Source organism: Streptomyces sp. NPDC028991 (genome assembly GCF_055564775.1).
On the sequence record NZ_JBVHVP010000010.1, the window covers coordinates 148,168 to 167,871 of the forward strand.

At 70.5% G+C, this 19,704-nt stretch carries 21 protein-coding genes; 12 read left to right on the forward strand and 9 right to left on the reverse strand.

The window, feature by feature from the left end:
• Nucleotides 1–2 precede the first annotated feature (2 nt).
• The 3 genes from ACZ4V1_RS21225 to ACZ4V1_RS21235 are packed head-to-tail and all read left to right on the forward strand — an operon-like array spanning nucleotide 3 to nucleotide 2,714.
• Nucleotides 3–968: an ABC transporter substrate-binding protein gene (locus ACZ4V1_RS21225; protein WP_468338315.1), complete on the forward strand. Its 966-nt coding sequence runs from the start codon at nucleotides 3–5 to the stop codon at nucleotides 966–968.
• A 37-nt stretch (nucleotides 969–1,005) separates the two neighbouring features.
• Nucleotides 1,006–1,944, forward strand: coding sequence for an amino acid ABC transporter permease (locus tag ACZ4V1_RS21230; protein WP_468338318.1), 939 nt, complete (start codon nucleotides 1,006–1,008; stop codon nucleotides 1,942–1,944).
• The gene (locus tag ACZ4V1_RS21235) at nucleotides 1,941–2,714 is read left to right on the forward strand and encodes an amino acid ABC transporter ATP-binding protein (RefSeq protein WP_468338321.1); all 774 of its coding nucleotides are present in this window, start codon (nucleotides 1,941–1,943) and stop codon (nucleotides 2,712–2,714) included. The genes ACZ4V1_RS21230 and ACZ4V1_RS21235 overlap by 4 nt, the downstream gene beginning before the upstream one ends.
• 128 nt (nucleotides 2,715–2,842) lie before the next feature.
• On the opposite strand, the gene ACZ4V1_RS21240 is transcribed toward ACZ4V1_RS21235, so the two are convergent.
• Nucleotides 2,843–3,622: a class I SAM-dependent methyltransferase gene (locus ACZ4V1_RS21240; protein ID WP_468338324.1), complete on the reverse strand. Its 780-nt coding sequence runs from the start codon at nucleotides 3,620–3,622 to the stop codon at nucleotides 2,843–2,845.
• Between the two features lie 100 nt (nucleotides 3,623–3,722).
• Here ACZ4V1_RS21240 and ACZ4V1_RS21245 point away from each other — a divergent pair, with 100 nt between their 5' ends.
• On the forward strand, nucleotides 3,723–4,352 hold the full coding sequence (locus tag ACZ4V1_RS21245) for a CGNR zinc finger domain-containing protein (protein ID WP_468338327.1): 630 nt from the start codon (nucleotides 3,723–3,725) through the stop codon (nucleotides 4,350–4,352).
• Here ACZ4V1_RS21245 and sodX read toward each other — a convergent pair.
• Nucleotides 4,256–4,693: a nickel-type superoxide dismutase maturation protease gene (gene sodX / locus ACZ4V1_RS21250; RefSeq protein WP_468338330.1), complete on the reverse strand. Its 438-nt coding sequence runs from the start codon at nucleotides 4,691–4,693 to the stop codon at nucleotides 4,256–4,258. The two genes, ACZ4V1_RS21245 and sodX, sit on opposite strands and share 97 nt — an antisense overlap.
• 145 nt (nucleotides 4,694–4,838) lie before the next feature.
• Here sodX and sodN point away from each other — a divergent pair, with 145 nt between their 5' ends.
• Complete coding sequence (sodN, locus tag ACZ4V1_RS21255) at nucleotides 4,839–5,234, forward strand: superoxide dismutase, Ni (RefSeq protein ID WP_064729779.1); 396 nt, start codon at nucleotides 4,839–4,841, stop codon at nucleotides 5,232–5,234.
• A 340-nt stretch (nucleotides 5,235–5,574) separates the two neighbouring features.
• On the opposite strand, the gene ACZ4V1_RS21260 is transcribed toward sodN, so the two are convergent.
• The 3 genes from ACZ4V1_RS21260 to ACZ4V1_RS21270 all read right to left on the reverse strand — a co-directional run bounded on the left by ACZ4V1_RS21260 (nucleotide 5,575) and on the right by ACZ4V1_RS21270 (nucleotide 9,148).
• Nucleotides 5,575–6,210 (reverse strand): GNAT family N-acetyltransferase, encoded by a 636-nt coding sequence (locus ACZ4V1_RS21260; RefSeq protein WP_468338333.1) that lies wholly within the window; start codon nucleotides 6,208–6,210, stop codon nucleotides 5,575–5,577.
• 274 nt (nucleotides 6,211–6,484) lie between these two features.
• Nucleotides 6,485–7,654 (reverse strand): family 2 encapsulin nanocompartment cargo protein polyprenyl transferase, encoded by a 1,170-nt coding sequence (locus ACZ4V1_RS21265; protein ID WP_468338336.1) that lies wholly within the window; start codon nucleotides 7,652–7,654, stop codon nucleotides 6,485–6,487.
• Between the two features lie 87 nt (nucleotides 7,655–7,741).
• Nucleotides 7,742–9,148 carry a family 2B encapsulin nanocompartment shell protein gene (locus tag ACZ4V1_RS21270; protein WP_468338339.1) on the reverse strand — a complete coding sequence of 469 codons (1,407 nt, stop codon included), beginning with the start codon at nucleotides 9,146–9,148 and terminating at the stop codon, nucleotides 7,742–7,744.
• A gap of 328 nt (nucleotides 9,149–9,476) precedes the next feature.
• Between ACZ4V1_RS21270 and ACZ4V1_RS21275 the strand changes: the two genes are divergently transcribed.
• Complete coding sequence (locus ACZ4V1_RS21275) at nucleotides 9,477–10,055, forward strand: N-acetylmuramoyl-L-alanine amidase (protein WP_468338542.1); 579 nt, start codon at nucleotides 9,477–9,479, stop codon at nucleotides 10,053–10,055.
• Nucleotides 10,056–10,092: 37 nt separating this feature from the next.
• A complete protein-coding gene (locus ACZ4V1_RS21280; protein WP_468338342.1) occupies nucleotides 10,093–11,001 on the forward strand; it encodes a 1-aminocyclopropane-1-carboxylate deaminase/D-cysteine desulfhydrase in 909 nt (302 codons plus the stop codon).
• A gap of 55 nt (nucleotides 11,002–11,056) precedes the next feature.
• On the opposite strand, the gene ACZ4V1_RS21285 is transcribed toward ACZ4V1_RS21280, so the two are convergent.
• Nucleotides 11,057–12,649 (reverse strand): Na+/H+ antiporter, encoded by a 1,593-nt coding sequence (locus tag ACZ4V1_RS21285; RefSeq protein ID WP_468338345.1) that lies wholly within the window; start codon nucleotides 12,647–12,649, stop codon nucleotides 11,057–11,059.
• A 62-nt stretch (nucleotides 12,650–12,711) separates the two neighbouring features.
• On the opposite strand from ACZ4V1_RS21285, the gene ACZ4V1_RS21290 reads away from it, so the two are divergent.
• The 3 genes from ACZ4V1_RS21290 to ACZ4V1_RS21300 all read left to right on the forward strand — a co-directional run bounded on the left by ACZ4V1_RS21290 (nucleotide 12,712) and on the right by ACZ4V1_RS21300 (nucleotide 14,717).
• Nucleotides 12,712–12,972, forward strand: coding sequence for a UBP-type zinc finger domain-containing protein (locus tag ACZ4V1_RS21290; RefSeq protein ID WP_468338347.1), 261 nt, complete (start codon nucleotides 12,712–12,714; stop codon nucleotides 12,970–12,972).
• A 249-nt stretch (nucleotides 12,973–13,221) separates the two neighbouring features.
• Nucleotides 13,222–13,635, forward strand: coding sequence for an ATP-binding protein (locus tag ACZ4V1_RS21295; protein WP_004925829.1), 414 nt, complete (start codon nucleotides 13,222–13,224; stop codon nucleotides 13,633–13,635).
• A 17-nt stretch (nucleotides 13,636–13,652) separates the two neighbouring features.
• A complete protein-coding gene (locus ACZ4V1_RS21300) occupies nucleotides 13,653–14,717 on the forward strand; it encodes an RNA polymerase sigma factor SigF (protein ID WP_468338350.1) in 1,065 nt (354 codons plus the stop codon).
• Between the two features lie 54 nt (nucleotides 14,718–14,771).
• On the opposite strand, the gene ACZ4V1_RS21305 is transcribed toward ACZ4V1_RS21300, so the two are convergent.
• Nucleotides 14,772–15,218: a hypothetical protein gene (locus tag ACZ4V1_RS21305; protein WP_468338353.1), complete on the reverse strand. Its 447-nt coding sequence runs from the start codon at nucleotides 15,216–15,218 to the stop codon at nucleotides 14,772–14,774.
• A 124-nt stretch (nucleotides 15,219–15,342) separates the two neighbouring features.
• On the opposite strand from ACZ4V1_RS21305, the gene ACZ4V1_RS21310 reads away from it, so the two are divergent.
• Both ACZ4V1_RS21310 and ACZ4V1_RS21315 read left to right on the forward strand, forming a co-directional pair.
• Nucleotides 15,343–16,311 carry a diacylglycerol/lipid kinase family protein gene (locus ACZ4V1_RS21310; protein WP_468338356.1) on the forward strand — a complete coding sequence of 323 codons (969 nt, stop codon included), beginning with the start codon at nucleotides 15,343–15,345 and terminating at the stop codon, nucleotides 16,309–16,311.
• 321 nt (nucleotides 16,312–16,632) lie between these two features.
• Nucleotides 16,633–16,890 carry a WhiB family transcriptional regulator gene (locus ACZ4V1_RS21315; protein ID WP_003973730.1) on the forward strand — a complete coding sequence of 86 codons (258 nt, stop codon included), beginning with the start codon at nucleotides 16,633–16,635 and terminating at the stop codon, nucleotides 16,888–16,890.
• 182 nt (nucleotides 16,891–17,072) lie between these two features.
• On the opposite strand, the gene ACZ4V1_RS21320 is transcribed toward ACZ4V1_RS21315, so the two are convergent.
• Both ACZ4V1_RS21320 and ACZ4V1_RS21325 read right to left on the reverse strand, forming a co-directional pair.
• Nucleotides 17,073–18,548: a sensor histidine kinase gene (locus ACZ4V1_RS21320; RefSeq protein WP_468338359.1), complete on the reverse strand. Its 1,476-nt coding sequence runs from the start codon at nucleotides 18,546–18,548 to the stop codon at nucleotides 17,073–17,075.
• A 459-nt stretch (nucleotides 18,549–19,007) separates the two neighbouring features.
• Entirely contained in the window at nucleotides 19,008–19,652 is a 645-nt protein-coding gene (locus tag ACZ4V1_RS21325) for a TetR/AcrR family transcriptional regulator (RefSeq protein WP_468338362.1), read from the reverse strand.
• Nucleotides 19,653–19,704: the final 52 nt, after the last annotated feature.

A 19,704-nucleotide genomic window follows, 5' to 3' on the forward strand; every position in this document is an offset into this window, starting at 1 on the left:
CCATGACCGCAAGCTCCACCCGTCGTACCACCGCCGCGCACTCCCGGCTAGCAGCGGTCGGTGCGATCGCGGTCGCAGGCACCCTGCTGCTCACCGGATGCGGCGACCAGACCAAGGACAACGGTTCCGGCGACGAGAGCTCGTCGAAGAGCGCCGCTCCGCTGGCCGACAAGCTGCCGCAGGCCATTCGCGACAAGGGCGTCATCAAGGTCGGTTCCGACATCGCCTACGCCCCGGTCGAGTTCAAGGACGACTCCGGCAAGGTCGTCGGTATCGACCCCGACCTGGCCGAGGCGATGGGCAAGCAGCTCGGCGTGAAGTTCGAGTTCCAGAACGCCACGTTCGACACCCTCGTCGGCGGTCTCGCCTCCAAGCGCTACGACATCGCCATGTCGGCCATGACCGACACCAAGCAGCGCCAGGAGGGCATCGACGCCGACACCGGCAAGAAGGTCGGCGCGGGCGTCGACTTCGTCGACTACTTCACGGCGGGTGTCTCGCTCTACACCAACAAGGGCGACGACCAGGGCATCAAGACCTGGGACGACCTGTGCGGCAAGACCATGGCCGTGCAGCGCAACACCTTCTCCCACGACCTCGCCAAGGAGCAGGCGACGAAGTGCGAGAAGGACGGCAAGAAGACACTGAAGATCGAGGACTTCGGCACCAACCCCGAGGCCGAGACCCGGATGCGTTCCAAGGGCGCGGACGTCGTCTCCGCCGACTTCCCGATCGCCGCCTACTCCGTGAAGAACTCCGGGGGCGGCAAGTACTTCGAGATCGTCGGCGGCCAGGTCGAGGCGGGCCCCTACGGCATCGCCGTCGCCAAGGGCAACACCGAGCTGCGCGACGCGCTCCAGGCCGCGGTCCAGGCACTCATCGACAACGGCGAGTACAAGAAGATCATCGACAAGTGGGGCGTCGCGGACGGCGCGATCACCGAGGCCAAGATCAACGGCGGTTCCTGAACCGGCCCGTTCGACTCGGCTCTGAAAGGCTCCACCCGTGACTGTTGACGTCAACAAGACGGACGGTCCCGACGCGACGCCCCCCGCCGGGCCGGAGGCCATCAAGGCCATCCCGGTCCGGCACCCGGGGCGGTACGTGTCCGCGGCCGTCGCACTCGCCCTCCTGGGCACCGTCGTCTACGCCTTCGCCCAAGGCAACATCAACTGGGGCGCGATCCCCGAGTACTTCTTCGACGACCGCATCCTCAAGGGCGTCTGGAACACCCTGCTGCTCACGGTGCTGTCGATGGCGATCGGCATCGTCGGCGGCATCCTGCTCGCCGTGATGCGCCTGTCGAAGAACCCGGTGACCTCGTCGATCGCCTGGTTCTACATCTGGTTCTTCCGGGGCACCCCGGTCCTGGTCCAGCTGTTCGTCTGGTTCAACCTCGGCCTGGTCTTCGAGTACATCAACCTGGGTCCGGTCTACAAGGACTACTGGTCCTCGTTCATGACGCCGCTGCTGACGGCGCTGCTCGGTCTGGGGCTCAACGAGGCCGCGTACATGGCCGAGATCTGCCGTGCCGGTCTGCTCTCGGTCGACGAGGGCCAGACGGAGGCGTCGCACGCGCTCGGCATGAGCCAGCCGAAGACGCTGCGCCGGATCGTGATCCCGCAGGCGATGCGTGTGATCGTGCCGCCCACGGGCAACGAGGTCATCAACATGCTGAAGACCACCTCGCTGGTCTCGGCGGTGCAGTTCGCCGACCTCTTCAAACAGGCCCAGGACATCGGGCAGGGCGCCGGCTCGACGGTGGAGATGTACTTCCTCGCCGCCGCCTGGTACCTGATCATGACCTCGATCCTGAGCGTCGGGCAGTACTACGTCGAGCGGTACTACGCCCGCGGTTCCAGCCGCACCCTGCCGCCGACGCCGCTGCAGCGCTTCAAGGCGGCCGCCCTGCCCGCACGCCGCCCGAAGGGAGTCACGGCATGACGCAGTCCTCCCCCGCCATGGTCAAGGCCGAGGGCGTCCACAAGTCCTTCGGAGCCGTGGAGGTCCTCAAGGGGATCGACCTGGAGGTGAAGCAGGGCGAGGTGTTCTGCCTCATCGGCCGCTCCGGCTCCGGCAAGTCGACCTTCCTGCGCTGCATCAACCACCTGGAGAAGATCAACGCCGGTCGGCTGTACGTCGACGGCGAGCTGGTCGGCTACCGCCAGAGGGGTGACAAGCTCTACGAGCTCAAGGACAGCGAGGTCGCCGTCAAGCGCCGGGACATCGGCATGGTCTTCCAGCGCTTCAACCTGTTCCCGCACATGACGGCGGTGGAGAACGTCATGGAGGCGCCGATCCAGGTCAAGGGTGTGAGCAAGGCGCAGGCCAGGGACCGCGCACGCCAGCTCCTGGAACGCGTGGGCCTGGGCGACAAGGCGGGCAGCTACCCCTCGCAGCTCTCCGGCGGCCAGCAGCAGCGCGTCGCCATCGCGCGGGCCCTCGCCATGGACCCGAAGCTCATGCTGTTCGACGAGCCGACCTCGGCCCTGGACCCGGAGCTCGTCGGCGACGTCCTCGACGTCATGCGCGACCTCGCCGAGTCCGGTATGACGATGGTCGTCGTCACCCACGAGATGGGCTTCGCCCGCGAGGTCGGCGACAGCCTGGTCTTCATGGACGGCGGTGTGGTGGTCGAGGCGGGCAACCCGCGCGACGTCCTGACCGACCCGCAGCACGAGCGGACGAAGGCGTTCCTGTCCAAGGTCCTCTGAACGGCCACCCGCCGTCGGACCACACCACGTCGGACCACACCACGACGGACCGCACGACGACGGACCGCACGACGACGGACCGAGGGGCGGTACGGATCTCCGTACCGCCCCTTCGGGTTGCTCGCGGGCTACTTGAGCGCCAGCAGCAGCGTGTCCGACGGCGAGCACCACACCGGCCGCGCCTCGCCGAAGCCCTTCTCACGCAGCACGCGCGCGTGCCACGCCACCGAGGGCATGTCGCCGTCGGCGTGCTCACCGTAGATCTCGAAACGGCGTGCCGTGGGCCCGGCGAGGGCCGGGTCCTTGGCGGCGAGCTGCCACCATTCGGCCCAGTCGAGCGCGCCGTCGCGCTTGGCCGCCTCCATCCGCGCGTGCCGCTGGGCGCGCTCGGCCGCGTTGATCCGTGGCGTCGTCTCGTCGATCATGTGGTCGGCGTTCATGAAGACACCGCCGTCGCGGACCAGCCCCGCGATCCGACCGTAGAGGGCCGCGAGGGGTTCGGCGTGGAGCCAGTGCAGGGCTGTGGCGGTCAGGACGGCGTCGTAGGAGTCGTAGGGCAGCCTCGCCGTCCAGTCGGGGTCCTTGAGGTCGGCGGTGACCAGGGAGACCCGTTCGTCACCCGCGAAGGTGCCCTCGGCGATGGCGAGGAGCGCCGGGTCCAGGTCCACACCGGTGCTGGTGGCCTCCGGGAACCGGGCGAGCAGCCGGGCGGTGATGGTCCCGGTGCCGCAGGCGAGGTCCAGCACCCGCGGCGCGGGGCCGACCAGGGCCTCCACCATGTCCAGCATGGTCCGCAAGCGCTCCTCGCGGTCCGGCATGTACCACTCCTGCTGCCGGTCCCAGCTGACCTGCCAGGCCTGCCAGTCGGCGGCGGTCGTGGTGGTAGTGGTGGTGTCCGCGTCCGTCATCGAGCCCCTCCGTCGCGTACGAGACGTAATACCCTGGAAGCACGATCAGCTGTTACCTGACCGCAGGCACGACCATAGAGCCCCTTCGTAAGGACTACAAGTGGAACTGGCCTATTACTCGGACTACGCCGTACGTCTCGTCAACACCGAGGAACCGGCCCGGGGAAAGGACTCACTGACCTCGGTCGAGGCCGTCCGTGAACTCTTCGGCGCCAACCAGTCGGCGGCCCGGCGCGCCACGGACGCGGACGTGACGCGGTTCCGTTCGGTCCGGGGACGGCTGCGCTCGGTCTTCGAGGCGGCCGACGGCGGCGACGAGACCCTCGCCGTGGACCTCCTGAACTCCCTCCTGCTGGAGTTCCCGGTGAGCCCGCAGATCTCCGGCCACGACCACCGCGACGACGACGGCAGCCCGCTGTGGCACATGCACCTGGCGGACCATCCGTCCAACGCGACGGCCGGCTTCGCCGCCATCGCGGCGATGGGCCTGGCCTTCCACCTCACCGAGTACGGCGTGGACCGCCTGGGCCTGTGCGAGGCCTCCCCCTGCCGCAACGCCTACCTGGACACCTCCACCAACCGCTCCCGGCGCTACTGCTCCGACCGGTGTGCCACCCGTGCCAACGTGGCGGCCTACCGCGCCCGCAAGCGCTTGGAGGCGGACCGGTCGGCCGGCACCGGCCTGAGCGCCGAAAGCGCCCAGCGCACCACGGCGAACGGCGAACGCTGACCCGGCCGGAGCGGTCGGTACCGCACCCGCGCCCTGCCGAGCACGAGCTCCTCGGGGACAACCCCGTAGTCGGTGCTGTCCCCGCCCGCGAACGCGTTGTCCCCGAGCACCCACCAGCCGGCCCCGCGCCGCTCGACGGCCCGCTTGACCACGAGCAGATCCTGCTGGAAGGGATGCCGCAGCACGACCACGTCACCGGGCCGCACCCTGGCCCCCCAGTGCACCAGGAGCACGTCCCCGTGGTGCAGCGTGGGCACCATCGACGGCCCGGTCACCTCGGCCGGCCCGAAGGGCAGGGCCCCTCTCGCGCGTTCGGTCTCCTGCGACAACTGCTCCGGCATGTCCCGGCACCTCCCCGGTCTTTCCTCCACCAGTCTCAGTCTCACCCCGGACTTTTGTCCTAAGCCCACGGGGGCACTCGCGAAATCGGGCCTCCCAGGGAGTAATGTCCCCCCTGAGAAGACGATCACGAGGAAGGAACGCTCCATGCTTTCCCGCCTGTTTGCCCCCAAGGTCACGGTCAGCGCCCACTGCGACCTGCCCTGCGGCGTGTACGACCCGGCCCAGGCCCGCATCGAGGCGGAGTCGGTGAAGGCCGTCCAGGAAAAGATGGCCGGCAACGACGACCCGCACTTCCAGGCTCGCGCCACGGTCATCAAGGAGCAGCGCGCCGAGCTCGCCAAGCACCACGTCTCCGTGCTGTGGAGCGACTACTTCAAGCCCCCGCACTTCGAGAAGTACCCGGAGCTGCACCAGCTGGTCAACGACACCCTGAAGGCCCTGTCGGCCGCCAAGGGTTCGACCGACCCGGCGACCGGCCAGAAGGCCCTGGACTACATCGCCCAGATCGACAAGATCTTCTGGGAGACCAAGAAGGCCTGATCTTCGATCATGCCGCTTGACCTGCGGTTTCTTGGTCGCATGGGATTTTGGCCCGCACCCGGTCCGCGGTACGCCGAACACGGCGTCCCCGACGGACCGGGTGCGGTCTTCTTTCCGGGGCCGCGCGGGCCCGTCCGGGCACGACGGGCGGCCGGGGCGGGCGTGAGCGGCGCCGTCGCTCAGCGCTTCCTGCGGTACGTCCGCACCACGACGCCGTCGCCGAAGGTCCGCACCGTCCCCTGGCCAATCCGTCTCCTCCTCCGCCTCAGGCATTCCAGGTAGAGTGCTCCACTCGTAGTGGTTCAATCGGATTTCCGGTTCTCGGAGAAGCGCGTTCCGGTCAGGCGGTCGCCCGCGCCCGCGGCTCGCGCCACATCGGCCACATCCGGGGGCCGTCCGGCAGGTCCAGTGCCCGGCCGGTGAACGCGAAGCCGAGGCGCTCGTACAGCCCCCGGCCACGGGCACTGCTGGCCTCCAGGTAGGCGGGCAGCCCCTCGCGGTCGCATCGTTCGAGGACCGACTCGATGAGCGCGGTACCCAGGCCCTCGCCCTGCCGCCCCGGCGTGACGCCGATCATCCACAGGTACTCGTGGGCCCGCCCGGACGGGTGGACGCTCTCCGTCAGCCGGGCTATCAGCTCGACTCGCTCGTTCTCCGGGTCGACCGCCTCGCGCACCTGGACGGGGCCGTCATCGGCCCCGCCGCCGCCGTCACCACCGGGCACGTCGCCGGGCTGCCCGTCCGCCGCCACGGGCAGCCACAGGGCACAGGCCGCCCCGTCCTCGGTGAGATCGATACGCCCGTCCGCGAGCACGGCGTCGGTGAAGGCCCTCATGAGCCGGTGGTGGGTCCGGCGGCGGTACTCCCGGCCGGGAAAGACCCAGCTGCTCACCGGGTCGTCCTGAAAGGCCTCGTCCAGCAGCCGCACGACCAGCTCCCGGTCACCCTCCCCCGCCGCCCGTATCGCCACACCCATGCCCGGCCCGTCCCTTCCACTCAACATCGCCTGTCCGTACGGCGGTTGAGCCTAGCCGTTGGCTTCGAGGGGGAGGATGCGGTGATCCCGGCCGTACGGCCGTACGCCGGAGGGGGCGGGCCCCGCACACCGTGGGGAAGTGCGGGACCCGCCGAACCGGAGCACTCGGCGGTGCGGCCGTACGTCGGTCAGGTCCGTACGGCCCTGCACGGGCTCCGGGGTCTTGCGCGGCCTGCCGGGCGTTCCGCGGTCGCCGGGCCGGCCAGGGTGACCGTCAGACGCTGCGCCGGGTCACGAACTCGGCCAGTGCGAGCAGGCCGCCCGCCGCCTCCGGATCGGGCACGGCACGGGCCAGCTCCTGCATGGCCCTCGCCATCCGGTCGGCCGCCTGGACCTGTGCCCAGTCCCGGCCGCCCGCCCGCTCCACGGCCAGTGCGGTGCGCTCCAGGTCTTCCTTGCCCTCCTCGTACGGCGCCGCGTACAACTCGGCGAGCTCGGCGGCGGCCGGGGTGCCGGAGGTGAGGGCTGCGACCACCGGCAGCGACTTCTTGCGGGCGGCCAGGTCCGCACGGGCCGGCTTGCCGGTACGGCGCGGATCACCCCATATGCCGATGACGTCGTCGATGAGCTGGAAGGCGAGGCCCGCCTCGCGACCGAAGGCGTCCAGAGCCTCGACGTCCTCGGCGGCGGCTCCGGCGTACAGGGCGCCGAGAGCGCAGGCGCACCCCAGCAAGGCGCCCGTCTTGGCCTCGGCCATGGCGAGCGTCTCGTCGAGGGTGACCTCGCCCGGGGGGCGCCGCTCCATGGCCGTGTCCGCGTGCTGTCCCTCACACAGTTCGACGACGCAGTCGGCGAGCCGGGTGGCCGCCGCCGCGGACGCCGGGTGCGGGTCGGCGGCGAGCAGCCGCAGGGCCAGCGCCTGGAGGGCGTCCCCCGCGAGGATCGCGTCGGCGTCGCCGAACACGGTCCACGCGGTCGGCCGGTGGCGCCGGGTGGTGTCACGGTCCATCACGTCGTCGTGCAGCAACGTGAAGTTGTGGACCAGTTCCACCGCCGCCGCGGCCCGCGCCGCCGCCGTCCGGGCCCCGGGTCCGCCGAGCGCGGCGGCCGAGGTGAGGACGAGCGCGGGACGGATCGCCTTGCCCGCGTTGCCCGCCGCCGGCGTGCCGTCCGCATGCTGCCAGCCGAAGTGGTAGAGCGCGACCCGGCGCATCGACGCGGGCAGTGACGCGATGGCGGAGCGCAGTTCGGGGTCGACCGACGCCCGGGACTCCCGCAGGAGCACGGCCGCCTCGTGTCCGTCGGACCCCGCCGGCCCCTGCCCGTCGGGCGCTGCCCCGGGCGCCCCCGGCTCCTTCTCCCGCTGCGTGCCGATGTGCCCGTGCCTTTCCAGTGTTCCGGTGGGGCGACGCGCCTCGGTGGCGTCGTACCGAGCCTCTGTCATGGACTCACCTCCCCCATACGCCCGCATCCGTACCCCGGGGGTGTACCCGCCCAGGAGGGCGGGAACACGGCGTTCGGGCGACTGGCGTCACTGCCAGCGGCCGATCTCGACGTTCTCCAGGACGCCGAGCGCGTCCGGCACGAGGACCGCGGCCGAGTAGTAGGCCGTGACCAGGTACTTGATGATGGCCTGTTCGTTGATGCCCATGAAGCGCACCGACAGACTCGGCTCGATCTCGTCCGGGATGCCGGTGGCGCGCAGGCCGATGACGCCCTGGTCCTGCTCGCCGGTACGCATCGCGATGATCGAGGACGTACGGGCCTCGGTGACCGGGATCTTGTTGCACGGGTAGATCGGCACCCCCCGCCAGGTCGGGATGCGGTTGCCCGCGATGTCGATCGTCTCGGGGACGAGCCCGCGCTTGTTGAGCTCGCGGCCGATCGCGGCGATCGCACGCGGGTGGGCGAGGAGCAGCTTGGTGCCGCGCCGACGGCTCAGCAGCTCGTCGAGGTCGTCCGGGCCGGGCACGCCGTCGTGCGGCTGGATCCGCTGGTCGTACTCGCAGTTGTGCAGCAGGCCGAACTCGCGGTTGTTGACGAGCTCGTGCTCCTGCCGCTCCTTCAGCGCCTCCACGGTCAGCCGGATCTGCTGTTCCGTCTGGTTCATCGGCTGGTTGTAGAGGTCGGCCACCCGCGAGTGGATGCGCAGCACGGTCTGGGCCACGCTCAGTTCGTACTCACGCGGCCGAGCCTCGTAGTCGACGAAGGTGTGCGGGATGTCCGGCTCACCACTGTGGCCGGCCGAGAGGTCGATCGCCTTCTCGCCGTGCCTGTTGGTGCGCTGCTCGGGGATCGAGCGCTGCTCCTCGAGGTGCGTGCGCAGGGATTCCGCGCGCTCCGCGACCTGCTCCACCTCCTGGCGGGGCAGGACGAGCACCGTGCACGCGGTGACCGTGCGGGCGGTGTACTCCCAGATGGCGTCCCCGTCGAGCAGCGCCTGGTCGCCGAAGTAGGCGCCGTCGGCCAGGACTCCGAGGACCGCGTCGTCGCCGTAGGGCCCGGTGCCGACCTTCTCCACCTTGCCGTGCGCCAGCAGGTACACCTCGTCGGCCCGGCCGCCGAACGAGGCGATCACCTCGCCGGGGCCGAACTCACGCTGCTCGCAGCGCTGCGCCAGTTCCGAGAGCACCTCCTCGTCCTCGTAGGACCGCAGGGCCGGCAGCTCGCCCAGTTCGGCGGGGATGACCTCGACCCGGTCGCCGGTCTTCACGAACGTCACCCGGCCGTCGCCCACGGCGAAGGTCATGCGTCGGTTCACCCGGTACGTGCCGCCCTGGATGTCCACCCATGGAAGCGTGCGCAGCAGCCAGCGGGAGCTGATCTCCTGCATCTGAGGAACGGACTTGGTCGTGGTGGCCAGGTTCCGCGCGGCCGCCGTGCCGAGGCTCTGCTGCGGCCTGGTCTGCTCGGTGCGGACCTCTTCGCCTACCGACATAAGGAATTGCCCTCCCGGTCATGCCGGACGGCTGCGCCCGGCATCGATGTGCGGGGACCAGCTTTCCTCACGGACAGTGCCGGTGCTATTACCCGAAAGAGCGGGAATGGATCACCGGTGGCCGGGGCAGAGGTGGGGGCTTGTTCGGATTCTCGGTGTCTTGTCGGGCTCTGTTCAAAGCTGTCGGCCGGAACGAGCTTGTCCGGATCGAATCGCACACGGGCCGAACAAGTAGTAGGGAGCACTCCGTTTCGGTACAAGCACCGTACGAGGCGAACGCGTCGGGCGGTCGTCGCGCAGCGTGAAGGAGCCGGCCGTGGCCTCACCCATGTCCGCGAGCAGTTTCCTCAAGGCACTGAAGGCGGAGGGCCTCACCGTCGTCCAGGTCGGCGACTGGCGCGACCACAACCGCAACCACAAGGGGCCCTGGGGACCCGTGCACGGTGTGATGATCCACCACACGGTCACCAAGGGCAGCGCCCGGACCGTGGAGATCTGCCGCAAGGGCTACGCGGGCCTGCCGGGGCCGCTGTGCCACGGGGTCGTCACCAAGGACGGCAAGGTCCACCTGGTCGGGTACGGCCGGGCCAACCACGCCGGGCTCGGTGACGACGACGTGCTGCGCGCGGTGATCGCGGAGAAGGGGCTGCCCCGGGACAACGAGACGAACACCGACGGCAACCGGCACTTCTACGGCTTCGAATGCGAGAACCTGGGCGACGGCGTCGACCCCTGGCCGGCGGCACAGCTGGAGGCGATCGAGCGGGCCGCCGCCGCGGTCTGCCGCCACCACGGGTGGAACGAACGATCCGTCATCGGCCACCTCGAATGGCAGCCGGGGAAGGTCGACCCGCGCGGATTCACGATGGCCTCGATGCGCGGGCGGATCCGGGACCGGCTGAAGTGAACGTGTCCGCTGCGCGCGGCGGCGCGACAATGGCGGGGTGACCGGCACCGACACCCGTGACCTCGCCGCCCTGCGCCCCCGCCTGCCCTCGCCGCTGCAGGAGGTCGCCGACGAGCGGTTCGAGCGGCTTGGTGTCCGCCTGCTGCTGAAGCGGGACGATCTCATCCACCCCGAGCTGGTCGGCAACAAATGGCGCAAACTCGCGCCGAATCTCGCCGCGGCGGACGGTCGTACCGTCATCACGTTCGGCGGCGCCTATTCCAACCACCTTCGCGCCACGGCCGCCGCCGGCCGGCTGCTCGGCCTGTCCACGGTGGGCGTGGTCCGCGGCCAGGAACTGGCCGGCCGGCCGCTCAACGCCTCGCTGGCCCGGTGCGCGGCCGCCGGCATGCGGCTGCACTTCGTCGACCGCTCGGCCTACCGCCGCAAGGCCGAACCGGAGACGCTGGCGGCCCTCCTGCGAGCGGCGGACGCCGAGGGCGCGTTCGTCGTCCCCGAGGGCGGCAGCAACGCGGAGGCCGTCCGCGGCTGCCGGACCCTCGGCGAGGAACTGGGCGAGCACGCCGACGTGGTCGCGCTCGCCTGCGGCACCGGCGGCACGCTCGCCGGGCTGGCCGCCGGCCTCCCGCCGGGCCGCCGGACACTCGGGATACCGGTCCTCAAGGGCGGCTTCCTGGCCGAGGACATACGACGGCTCCAGTTCCGTGCCTTCGGCGGGCTACGCGGCGCCTGGAGCCTCGACGACCGCTTCCACCACGGCGGCTACGCCCGCACCACCCCCGAGCTCGACTCCTTCGCCGAGGACTTCGAAAACCGCCACGGCATCCCCGTGGAGCGCGTCTACGTCGCCAAGATGCTCCACGCCCTGCTCGTCCTCGCCGAGGAGGGCGCCTTCCCGCGCGGCACGGCCCTGACGGCGGTCATCACCGGCCGCCCCTTTCCCTGAACGGGCCCGCCATCCGTCACGGGCGTCCGGTGCCTCACCCGCGCGTGGGAGGCCGCTACGCCGTCTCCCGGTATGCCGCCGCCTCCTCCAGGTCCAGCCGGCGCAGCAGCGTCCGGAGCATCTCGTCGTCGATGTAGCGGCCGTCCCGGAGCCGGACGAACACCTCGCGCTCCGCGCTGATCATCTCCCGCGACAGCCGCCGGTAGGTGTCGTCGACGGTCTCCCCGGTGACGGGGTTGACCTGTCCGAGCCGTTCCCAGACGGCGTTGCGACGCCGCTCCAGGACCGTGCGGAGGCGGTCGGCGAGCGGGGCCGGCAGGGCGTTGCGCTCGTCGGCCAGGAGATCGTCCAGGCGCTGCTCCGCGGCCCGGGAGGCCTGCGCCTGGGCGTTGGCCTCCGCGAGCGTCTCGGCCTGTACGTCGCGCGCGGGGAACTTCAGCAGGCGGATGAGCGGCGGCAGGGTGACGCCCTGGACGACGAGCGTCCCGATGACCGTGGTGAAGGTGAGGAACAGGATGAGGTTGCGCTCGGGGAAGGGCTCGCCGCCGTGCACGGTGAGCGGGATGGAGAAGGCGATCGCCAGCGACACCACACCCCGCATCCCCGCCCAGCCGATCACGAACGGCCCCTTCCAGGAAAGGTCGCCCTCACGCGCGCGTACGCGTGCCGACAACCGGGGCAGGAAGGTGGCCGGATACACCCACACGAACCTCGCCACGGCGACCACCAGGAAGACCGCGACCGCGTACCAGGCGGCGTCGGCACCCTCGTAGTCCCCGAGGCCCTTGAGGACGACGGGCAGTTGGAGGCCGATCAGGGCGAACACGACCGACTCCAGGACGAACGCGACCATCTTCCACACCGCCTCCTCCTGGAGACGGGTGGCGAAATCGACCTCCCACGCGCGGTGGCCGAGATAGAGCGCGACGACCACGACCGCGAGCACCCCGGAGGCGTGCACCTGCTCGGCGACCGCGTAGGCGACGAACGGGATCAGCAGGGAGAGCGTGTTCTTCAGCAGCGCCTCCGTGACGTGTGTGCGCAGCCAGTGGAGCGGCACCATGAGCACCAGCCCGACGCCGACGCCGCCGATGGCCGCGATCAGGAACTCCGCGATCCCGCCGGCCCACGTGGCGCCCTCGCCGACCGCCGCGGCGAGCGCCACCCTGAAGGCGGTGATGGCGGTGGCGTCGTTCACCAGGGACTCGCCCTGGAGGATCGTGGTGACGCGGGAGGGCAGCCCCACGCGGCGCGCGACCGCCGTGGCCGCGACGGCGTCCGGCGGCGCCACCACCGCGCCGAGCACCAGGGCCGCGGTGAGCGGCAGGCCCGGCACGATCAGGTACGCGGCGCAGCCGACGACGAAGGTGGCGAAGAGCACGTAACCCACGGACAGCAGCGCCACGGGCCGCACCTGTGCCCGCAGGTCGAGGTAGGAGCTGTCGGTGGCCGCCGTGTGGAGCAGCGGGGGCAGCAGCAGGGGCAGGACGATGTGCGGGTCGAGGGTGTAGTCCGGCACTCCGGGGACGTAGCTCACCGCCAGTCCCACCGCGACCAGCAGCAGCGGTGCCGGCACCGGCACGCGCCGGCCCGCCGCGGCGATCGCGGCGCTGCCCGCCACCAGCAGCAGCAGCGGCATCACGTCCATGGTCCTCGCCCGCCCTCGTTTTTCCGCGCGGTCATCCGCACGCCCGTCGTAACCTGGCAATCATGAAACAGTGCACGCACGCCGACGCGCTGCCGCACCCGGAGCCGGAGCCGCGCGGCGAGACCTGTCCGGAGTGTCTGGCCGAGGGCACGGACCCGGTGCAGCTGAGGCTGTGCCTCGTCTGCGGTCACGTCGGCTGCTGCGACTCCTCGCCGAGGCAGCACGCGACGGCGCACCACAAGGAGACGGGCCACCCTGTGATGCGCACCTTCGAGCCCGGGGAGAACTGGCGCTGGTGCTTCGTCGACCACGTCCTCGTGTGACCTCCGCCCGGGACGGTTCGACCGTCTGAGGCCTGGGTACGTCAACCCGGCGCGCGCTCTTCCGATTTGGGCCCGCCACACCCCTAGCCACTGTGCGTGTTCATGTGTTTACTATGAGTGACAGCAAGGGGATGGGGTCTCGGGGACAGGAAAGTTCGGAGCGCGATAACGTCACCGCTGAACCACGTATCGCGTTACCCGAGGGGCGACCCTCGGCCCTGTAACGCTTGTACCACCTTGGAGGTGAGGGTGTCCCAGATCGCAGGCGAGCCCGCGACCCAGGACTTCGTCGAAGTCCGGCTGCCGGCCGCGGGTGCCTACCTGTCGGTACTGCGTACGGCGACGGCCGGCCTCGCAGCCCGTTTGGACTTCACCCTCGACGAGATCGAGGACCTGCGCATCGCAGTCGACGAGGCCTGCGCGATCCTGCTTCAGCAGGCCGTGCCCGGCTCGGTGCTCAGTTGTGTCTTCCGCCTCGTCGACGACTCGCTCGAGGTCACCGTCTCGGCGCCGACCACGGACGGCCACGCCCCCTCGCGGGACACCTTCGCCTGGACCGTGCTGTCCGCCCTCGCGGGCAAGGTCTCCTCCGCCGTGGACGAGGACAAAACCGTTTCGATCAGTCTCTACAAACAGCGCGGCGCGGGACCCGGGCCGGCGTGAGGAACGGGGACGGGCCGGTGCGGGACGAAGAGCGCGGCACACGGGAGCTGCCGGCCGAGGGCACACGTTCTGAGAACGAGGCCCGGCGCACGGCGGACGGCATCGACGGCATCCCCGAACAGGCCCGGCCGCATCCGGAGGACGAGGCCTCCCCCGAGGCCGTCGCCCCCGGCGACGGACAGCGGACCGGGGACACCCCCGTCCGGCCCGTCCGAGCGGAGGCGAGGGCTCGGGAAAGGGCAACGGGCGGGACGATGAGCGAGCACGAGCGACACTCCGAGGACGACGCGCCGGGCACCCGGGGCACGCAGGGCACGCGGCACGACCCGCAGGACCGCAGCGGGGCGCGTCTCCTGTTCGCCGAGCTGCGCACGCTGGAGAAGGACAGCCCCGCGTACGCGGAGCTGCGCAATCGGCTGGTCCGCATGCACCTGCCGCTCGTCGAGCATCTCGCGCGCCGCTTCCGCAACCGCGGCGAGCCCCTGGACGACCTCACCCAGGTCGCCACCATCGGGCTGATCAAGTCGGTCGACCGCTTCGACCCGGACCGCGGGGTGGAGTTCTCCACGTACGCGACCCCGACGGTCGTCGGCGAGATCAAGCGGCACTTCCGGGACAAGGGCTGGGCGGTGCGCGTCCCGCGGCGCCTGCAGGAGCTCCGGCTGGCCCTGACGACGGCCACGGCGGAACTCTCACAGCTGCACGGGCGCTCCCCCACGGTCCACGAGCTCGCCGAGAAGCTGGCGATCTCGGAGGAGGAGGTCCTGGAGGGCCTGGAGTCGGCCAACGCGTACTCCACGCTGTCCCTGGACGTCCCGGACACCGACGACGAGTCCCCGGCGGTCGCGGACACCCTGGGCGCCGAGGACGAGGCCCTGGAGGGCGTCGAGTACCGGGAGTCGCTCAAGCCGCTGCTGGAAGACCTGCCGCCGCGGGAGAAGCGGATCCTGCTGCTGCGCTTCTTCGGCAACATGACCCAGTCGCAGATCGCGCAGGAGGTCGGGATCTCGCAGATGCACGTGTCGCGGCTGCTGGCCCGCACGCTGGCACAGCTCCGGGAGAAGCTGCTGGTCGAGGAGTAGCCGCCGGGCACCGGTCAGCGTCGTTCGCACCGCGGCCGGAGCACCGGGCGGCGCTTACTTCCCGGCGCTGCCGGGCCCCCGGATGCCGAGCGCCTGAGTGGTCGTGGGGTTCACGAGCAGCACCAGCGCCGTGACGGCGACGACGCCCAGCACGATGCCTCCCGGGATGGCCACGCTGTCCGCCTGCAGGAGGTTGTAGGCCACGGGCAGCGCCATGATCTGCGTGATGACGGCGGGCCCCCGGCTCCAGCCCCGCTGGCCCAGCAGTCCGCGGGCGGCGAGCAGCGGCAGCAGGGCGAGGGCGATCAGGGTGACGCCGCCGGTGATGGCCGAGGTCCGGTCGTCGGGGTGCCCGGTGAGACCTCCGACGAGCATCCACCCGCCGCCGACGACGAGCGCCAGCCCCTCGAGTGCGGCCAGCGCGGCCGCGGCGGTCAGCCGGCCGGGACGGGGACCCGCCTCTTCGGCGGCTTCGGGGGTGGGGGTCTGCTCACTGCTCACCCCTGAAGGGTAGCCCTCGGCACACCGCGGCCGTGGGCGCGTCCGGCGGATCGCGCGCCGTGCGCCCTCCGCGATCTCCACCTCGGTCTGGGCCGGGTACCACTCAGTAGGTACCCTGCAAACCATGCGTGCACTTCTCGTGGTCAATCCGGCGGCAACCACCACGAGTGCGCGCACGCGCGACGTGCTGATCCATGCGCTCGCGAGCGAGATGAAGCTGGAGGCGGTCACCACCGAGTACCGCGGCCACGCACGCGACCTCGGCCGGCAGGCGGCACAGAGCGACGACATCGAGCTGGTGGTCGCCCTCGGCGGCGACGGCACGGTGAACGAGGTCGTCAACGGCCTGCTGCACGCCGGCCCCGACCCGGAGCACCTGCCCGGCCTCGCGGTGGTCCCCGGCGGTTCCACCAACGTCTTCGCCCGCGCCCTCGGCCTGCCCAACCACGCGGTGGAGGCCACCGGCGCCCTGCTGGACGCCCTGCGCGAGGGCAGCGAGCGGACCGTCGGACTGGGCCTGGCCTCGGGTACGCCGGGCACCGAGGACGAGGCGGTCCCGGCCCGATGGTTCACCTTCAACGCCGGGCTGGGTTTCGACGCCGGCGTGGTCGGCCGGGTCGAGCAGCACCGTGAGCGCGGCAAGAAGTCGACGCACGCTCTCTATGTCCGCCAGGTGATGCGCGCGCTCATCGGCGAGCCGCACCGCCGCAACGGGACGATCACCCTGGAGCGGGCGGGCGAGGACCCGATCACCGATCTGGTGCTGTCCATAGTCTCGAACACGTGCCCCTGGACGTTTCTCGGCAATCGCCCGATCTACGCGTCACCTAAGGCCTCGTTCGATACCGGGCTCGACATCTTCGGCCTCAGCCGCCTGTCGACGGCCGCGGTTGCCCGGTATGGCACCCAGTTGCTCACTTCGTCCCCCGAGCGCGGACCCAGGGGACGGCACGCGGTCTCCCTGCACGACATGACCGAGTTCACCTTGCATTCGAAGGTGCCGCTCCCCCTTCAGATGGACGGTGACCACCTGGGGCTGCGGACCAGCGTGACGTTCACAGGCGTTCGCCGTGCACTGCGTGTGATTGTGTGAGCAGAAGGGGCGAAAGTCCTTTCACTCGAACGTTTAGACCAGGGTCCACCCCATGGAAGTACGGCTGTGACCTAGTCGACACCGAAGAATCAAAAAAAACTTTCCGGAAGGGGTTGTATCCGCCGCCGAGGTTTGCGAGTCTCTTCTTGGCGATCGGAACGGCCCGCAACACCGGCCTCCACAGATCACCAGAACCCCTCTTCAAATCACAGGACCACGCCAGGGCAACCTGACGGTAGGCCCTTCCCTTGTTGAGGGTTTCGTGAAAGCGTTCACATTCACAAGCATCCCTGCATGTAATACCAAGGAGAGGTAGCAGCCATGGACTGGCGTCACCGCGCCGTTTGCCGCGAGGAAGACCCCGAGCTCTTCTTCCCCATCGGCAACACCGGTCCCGCGCTGCTGCAGATCGAGGAAGCCAAGGCCGTCTGCCGTCGCTGCCCTGTCATGGAGCAGTGCCTGCAGTGGGCGCTCGAGTCCGGCCAGGACTCCGGCGTCTGGGGTGGTCTCAGCGAGGACGAGCGCCGCGCAATGAAGCGCCGTGCCGCCCGCAACCGGGCTCGTCAGGCCTCCGCCTGACCATCCACCCCTGCTGACAGCCTGAGCTTGGCGGCGTGTACAGCGCGTACACAACCCCCGCTCCCGAGCCGCAGCGCGCAGTACCCCCGATGCGCATCGGACGATGGATCGCACGAGCACTGGCCTCGGACCCTCACCGGTCCGGGGCTTTTTGCTTGGGTCTTGCCGCCCGGCCCCGCTTCCTACTTGTCCGTGGGCACCGGGATGTCCAGGATCACCCGGGTGCCGCGCCCCGGAGCCGGGACCATGTCGAAGACGCCGCCCAACTCGCCCTCCACCAGGGTACGGACGATCTGCAGGCCGAGGTTGCCGGAGCGGCGCGGGTCGAAGTCCTCGGGCAGGCCGACGCCGTCGTCCTGGACGGTGACCAGGAGGCGGGCCTCCTTCGTCGTACCGCCCCGGACCGCGGAGACCTCGACCGTGCCGGTGTCGCCGTCGCGGAAGCCGTGCTCCAGGGCGTTCTGCAGCACCTCGGTCAGTACCATCGACAGGGGGGTCGCGACCTCGGCGTCCAGAATGCCGAAGCGACCGCTGCGCCGGCCGGTGACCTTGCCCGGCGAGATCTCCGCCACCATCGCCAGCACCCGGTCGGCGATCTCGTCGAACTCCACCCGCTCGTCCAGGTTCTGGGAGAGCGTCTCGTGCACGATGGCGATCGAACCGACCCGGCGTACCGCCTCCTCGAGCGCCTCGCGTCCCCGGTCTGACTCGATGCGCCGAGCCTGAAGGCGCAGCAGGGCGGCCACCGTCTGGAGGTTGTTCTTCACCCGGTGGTGGATCTCCCGGATGGTGGCGTCCTTGGTGATCAACTCGCGCTCACGGCGGCGCAGTTCCGTGACGTCGCGCAGGAGCACCAGCGAACCGATGCGGGTGCCCTTCGGCTTGAGCGGGATGGCGCGGAACTGGATCACCCCGTCGTGCGCCTCGATCTCGAACTCGCGCGGCGCCCAGCCGCTGGCCACCTTGGCGAGTGCCTCGTCCACCGGGCCGCGGGACGGGGCGAGTTCGGCGGTGGTCCGTCCGAGGTGATGGCCGACCAGGTCGGCGGCGAGGCCCATGTGGTGGTAGGCCGACAGCGCGTTCGGGGACGCGTACTGGACGATGCCGTCCGCGTCGAGGCGGATCAGGCCGTCGCCGACGCGGGGCGAGGCGTCCATGTCGACCTGCTGGTTCTCGAACGGGAAGGCGCCGGCCGCGATCATCTGCGCGAGATCCGAGGCGCTCTGCAGATACGTGAGTTCCAGCCGGCTCGGGGTACGCACGGTGAGCAGGTTGGTGTTGCGGGCGATGACGCCCAGGACGCGTCCCTGACGTCGTACGGGGATGGACTCGACGCGGACCGGGACCTCCTCGCGCCACTCCGGGTCGCCCTCGCGCACGATCCGGCCCTCGTCCAGGGCGGCGTCCAGCATGGGGCGCCGGCCGCGCGGGACCAGGTGGCCGACCATGTCGTCCTGGTAGGAGGTCGGTCCGGTGTTGGGCCGCATCTGGGCCACGGAGACGTAGCGGGTGCCGTCGCGGGTGGGGACCCACAGGACCAGGTCGGCGAAGGAGAGGTCGGAGAGGAGCTGCCACTCCGAGACCAGCAGGTGGAGCCACTCGAGGTCGGAGTCGTCGAGCGCGGTGTGCTGGCGTACGAGTTCGTTCATGGAGGGCACGTGGCTGAGCGTACCTGGCGGTTCGGACAGCGATCGAAACCAGCCGAACTCCACCGTCGCAGGTCCCGGGTCCGGTCCTGGGAACACCCGCGGGCGGCACGGTCCCGGAAACACCCGCGGGCCGCGGCGCCTGAGAGGGACCCTCAGCCCTCCCGGCACCGCAGCCCGGAGCAACAACGGCCGTGGGGTGTGCGGTCCCGGTCGGCCGAAGGATGAGGAGCCGGGGCAGTCAGGGCAGAGAGCTCCGGTTCCTCGGTCCGCCCTCCTGTGCGGGGAGGACGGAAGCCTGGCGATCACCTTGCCCGAGTGTCACGGGAAGGATCTCGGTACAAGTGTCTTGGTCGCCATTGTGGACTAGACCACTCGTGGTGTCCATGCGATGGACGGTGTTTGTTGTCGTCGCACTCCGCCGACCGGCCGGGACGTCCGAGCGCCCGGCCAAAGCCTAACCCTGTTGGCTCACACACGGGGCCAGACGGCCAGGGCAATTTCCGCGACCGCCGCCAGCTCCGCCCGGCCCGCGCCGTCGCGCGCCTGTTGTGACATGCCCTGGATCATGGCGCCGGTGTACCGGGCGAGGGTGGCCGCGTCGGTGTCCGGCGGCAGCGTGCCCGCGGCCACGTCGGCCGCGATCCGGTCCTCGATCGCCGCGATGTTGGCGTTGCGCCGCTCCCGCAGGGACTCCTCGACCTCCGCGGTCGAACAGTTGACGGCCGCGTGGATGACGAGGCAGCCGTGCGGCCGGCCGGGGGCGGTGTACTCGACGGCGGCCTCGCGCAGCATCCTCTCCACGCCCGCGCGGGCGGTCGGCTCCTCGGCGAGGGCACGGCTGCCGAACGAGCCGTACCGGACGCCGTACTCCTGGACGACCTCCTCGAAGAGGGAGCGCTTGTCACCGAAGGCGGCGTACAGGCTCGGGGCACCGATGTCCATGACCCGTGTGAGGTCGGAGACCGAGGTGGCCTCGTAACCGTGCTCCCAGAAGGCCATCAGCGCCTTTTCCAACGCCGTCGCCCGGTCGAAGGAGCGGGGGCGGCCCCGGTTTCTGGCGGTCCCGCCCCGAGCGGGCGCCGCCTCCTGCCCGCTCTTCTCGCTGCTCACCATGGAGCGCATTTTATAGCGGGCACTAGAGAAAAGTCACCGGCCTGCTGTACGG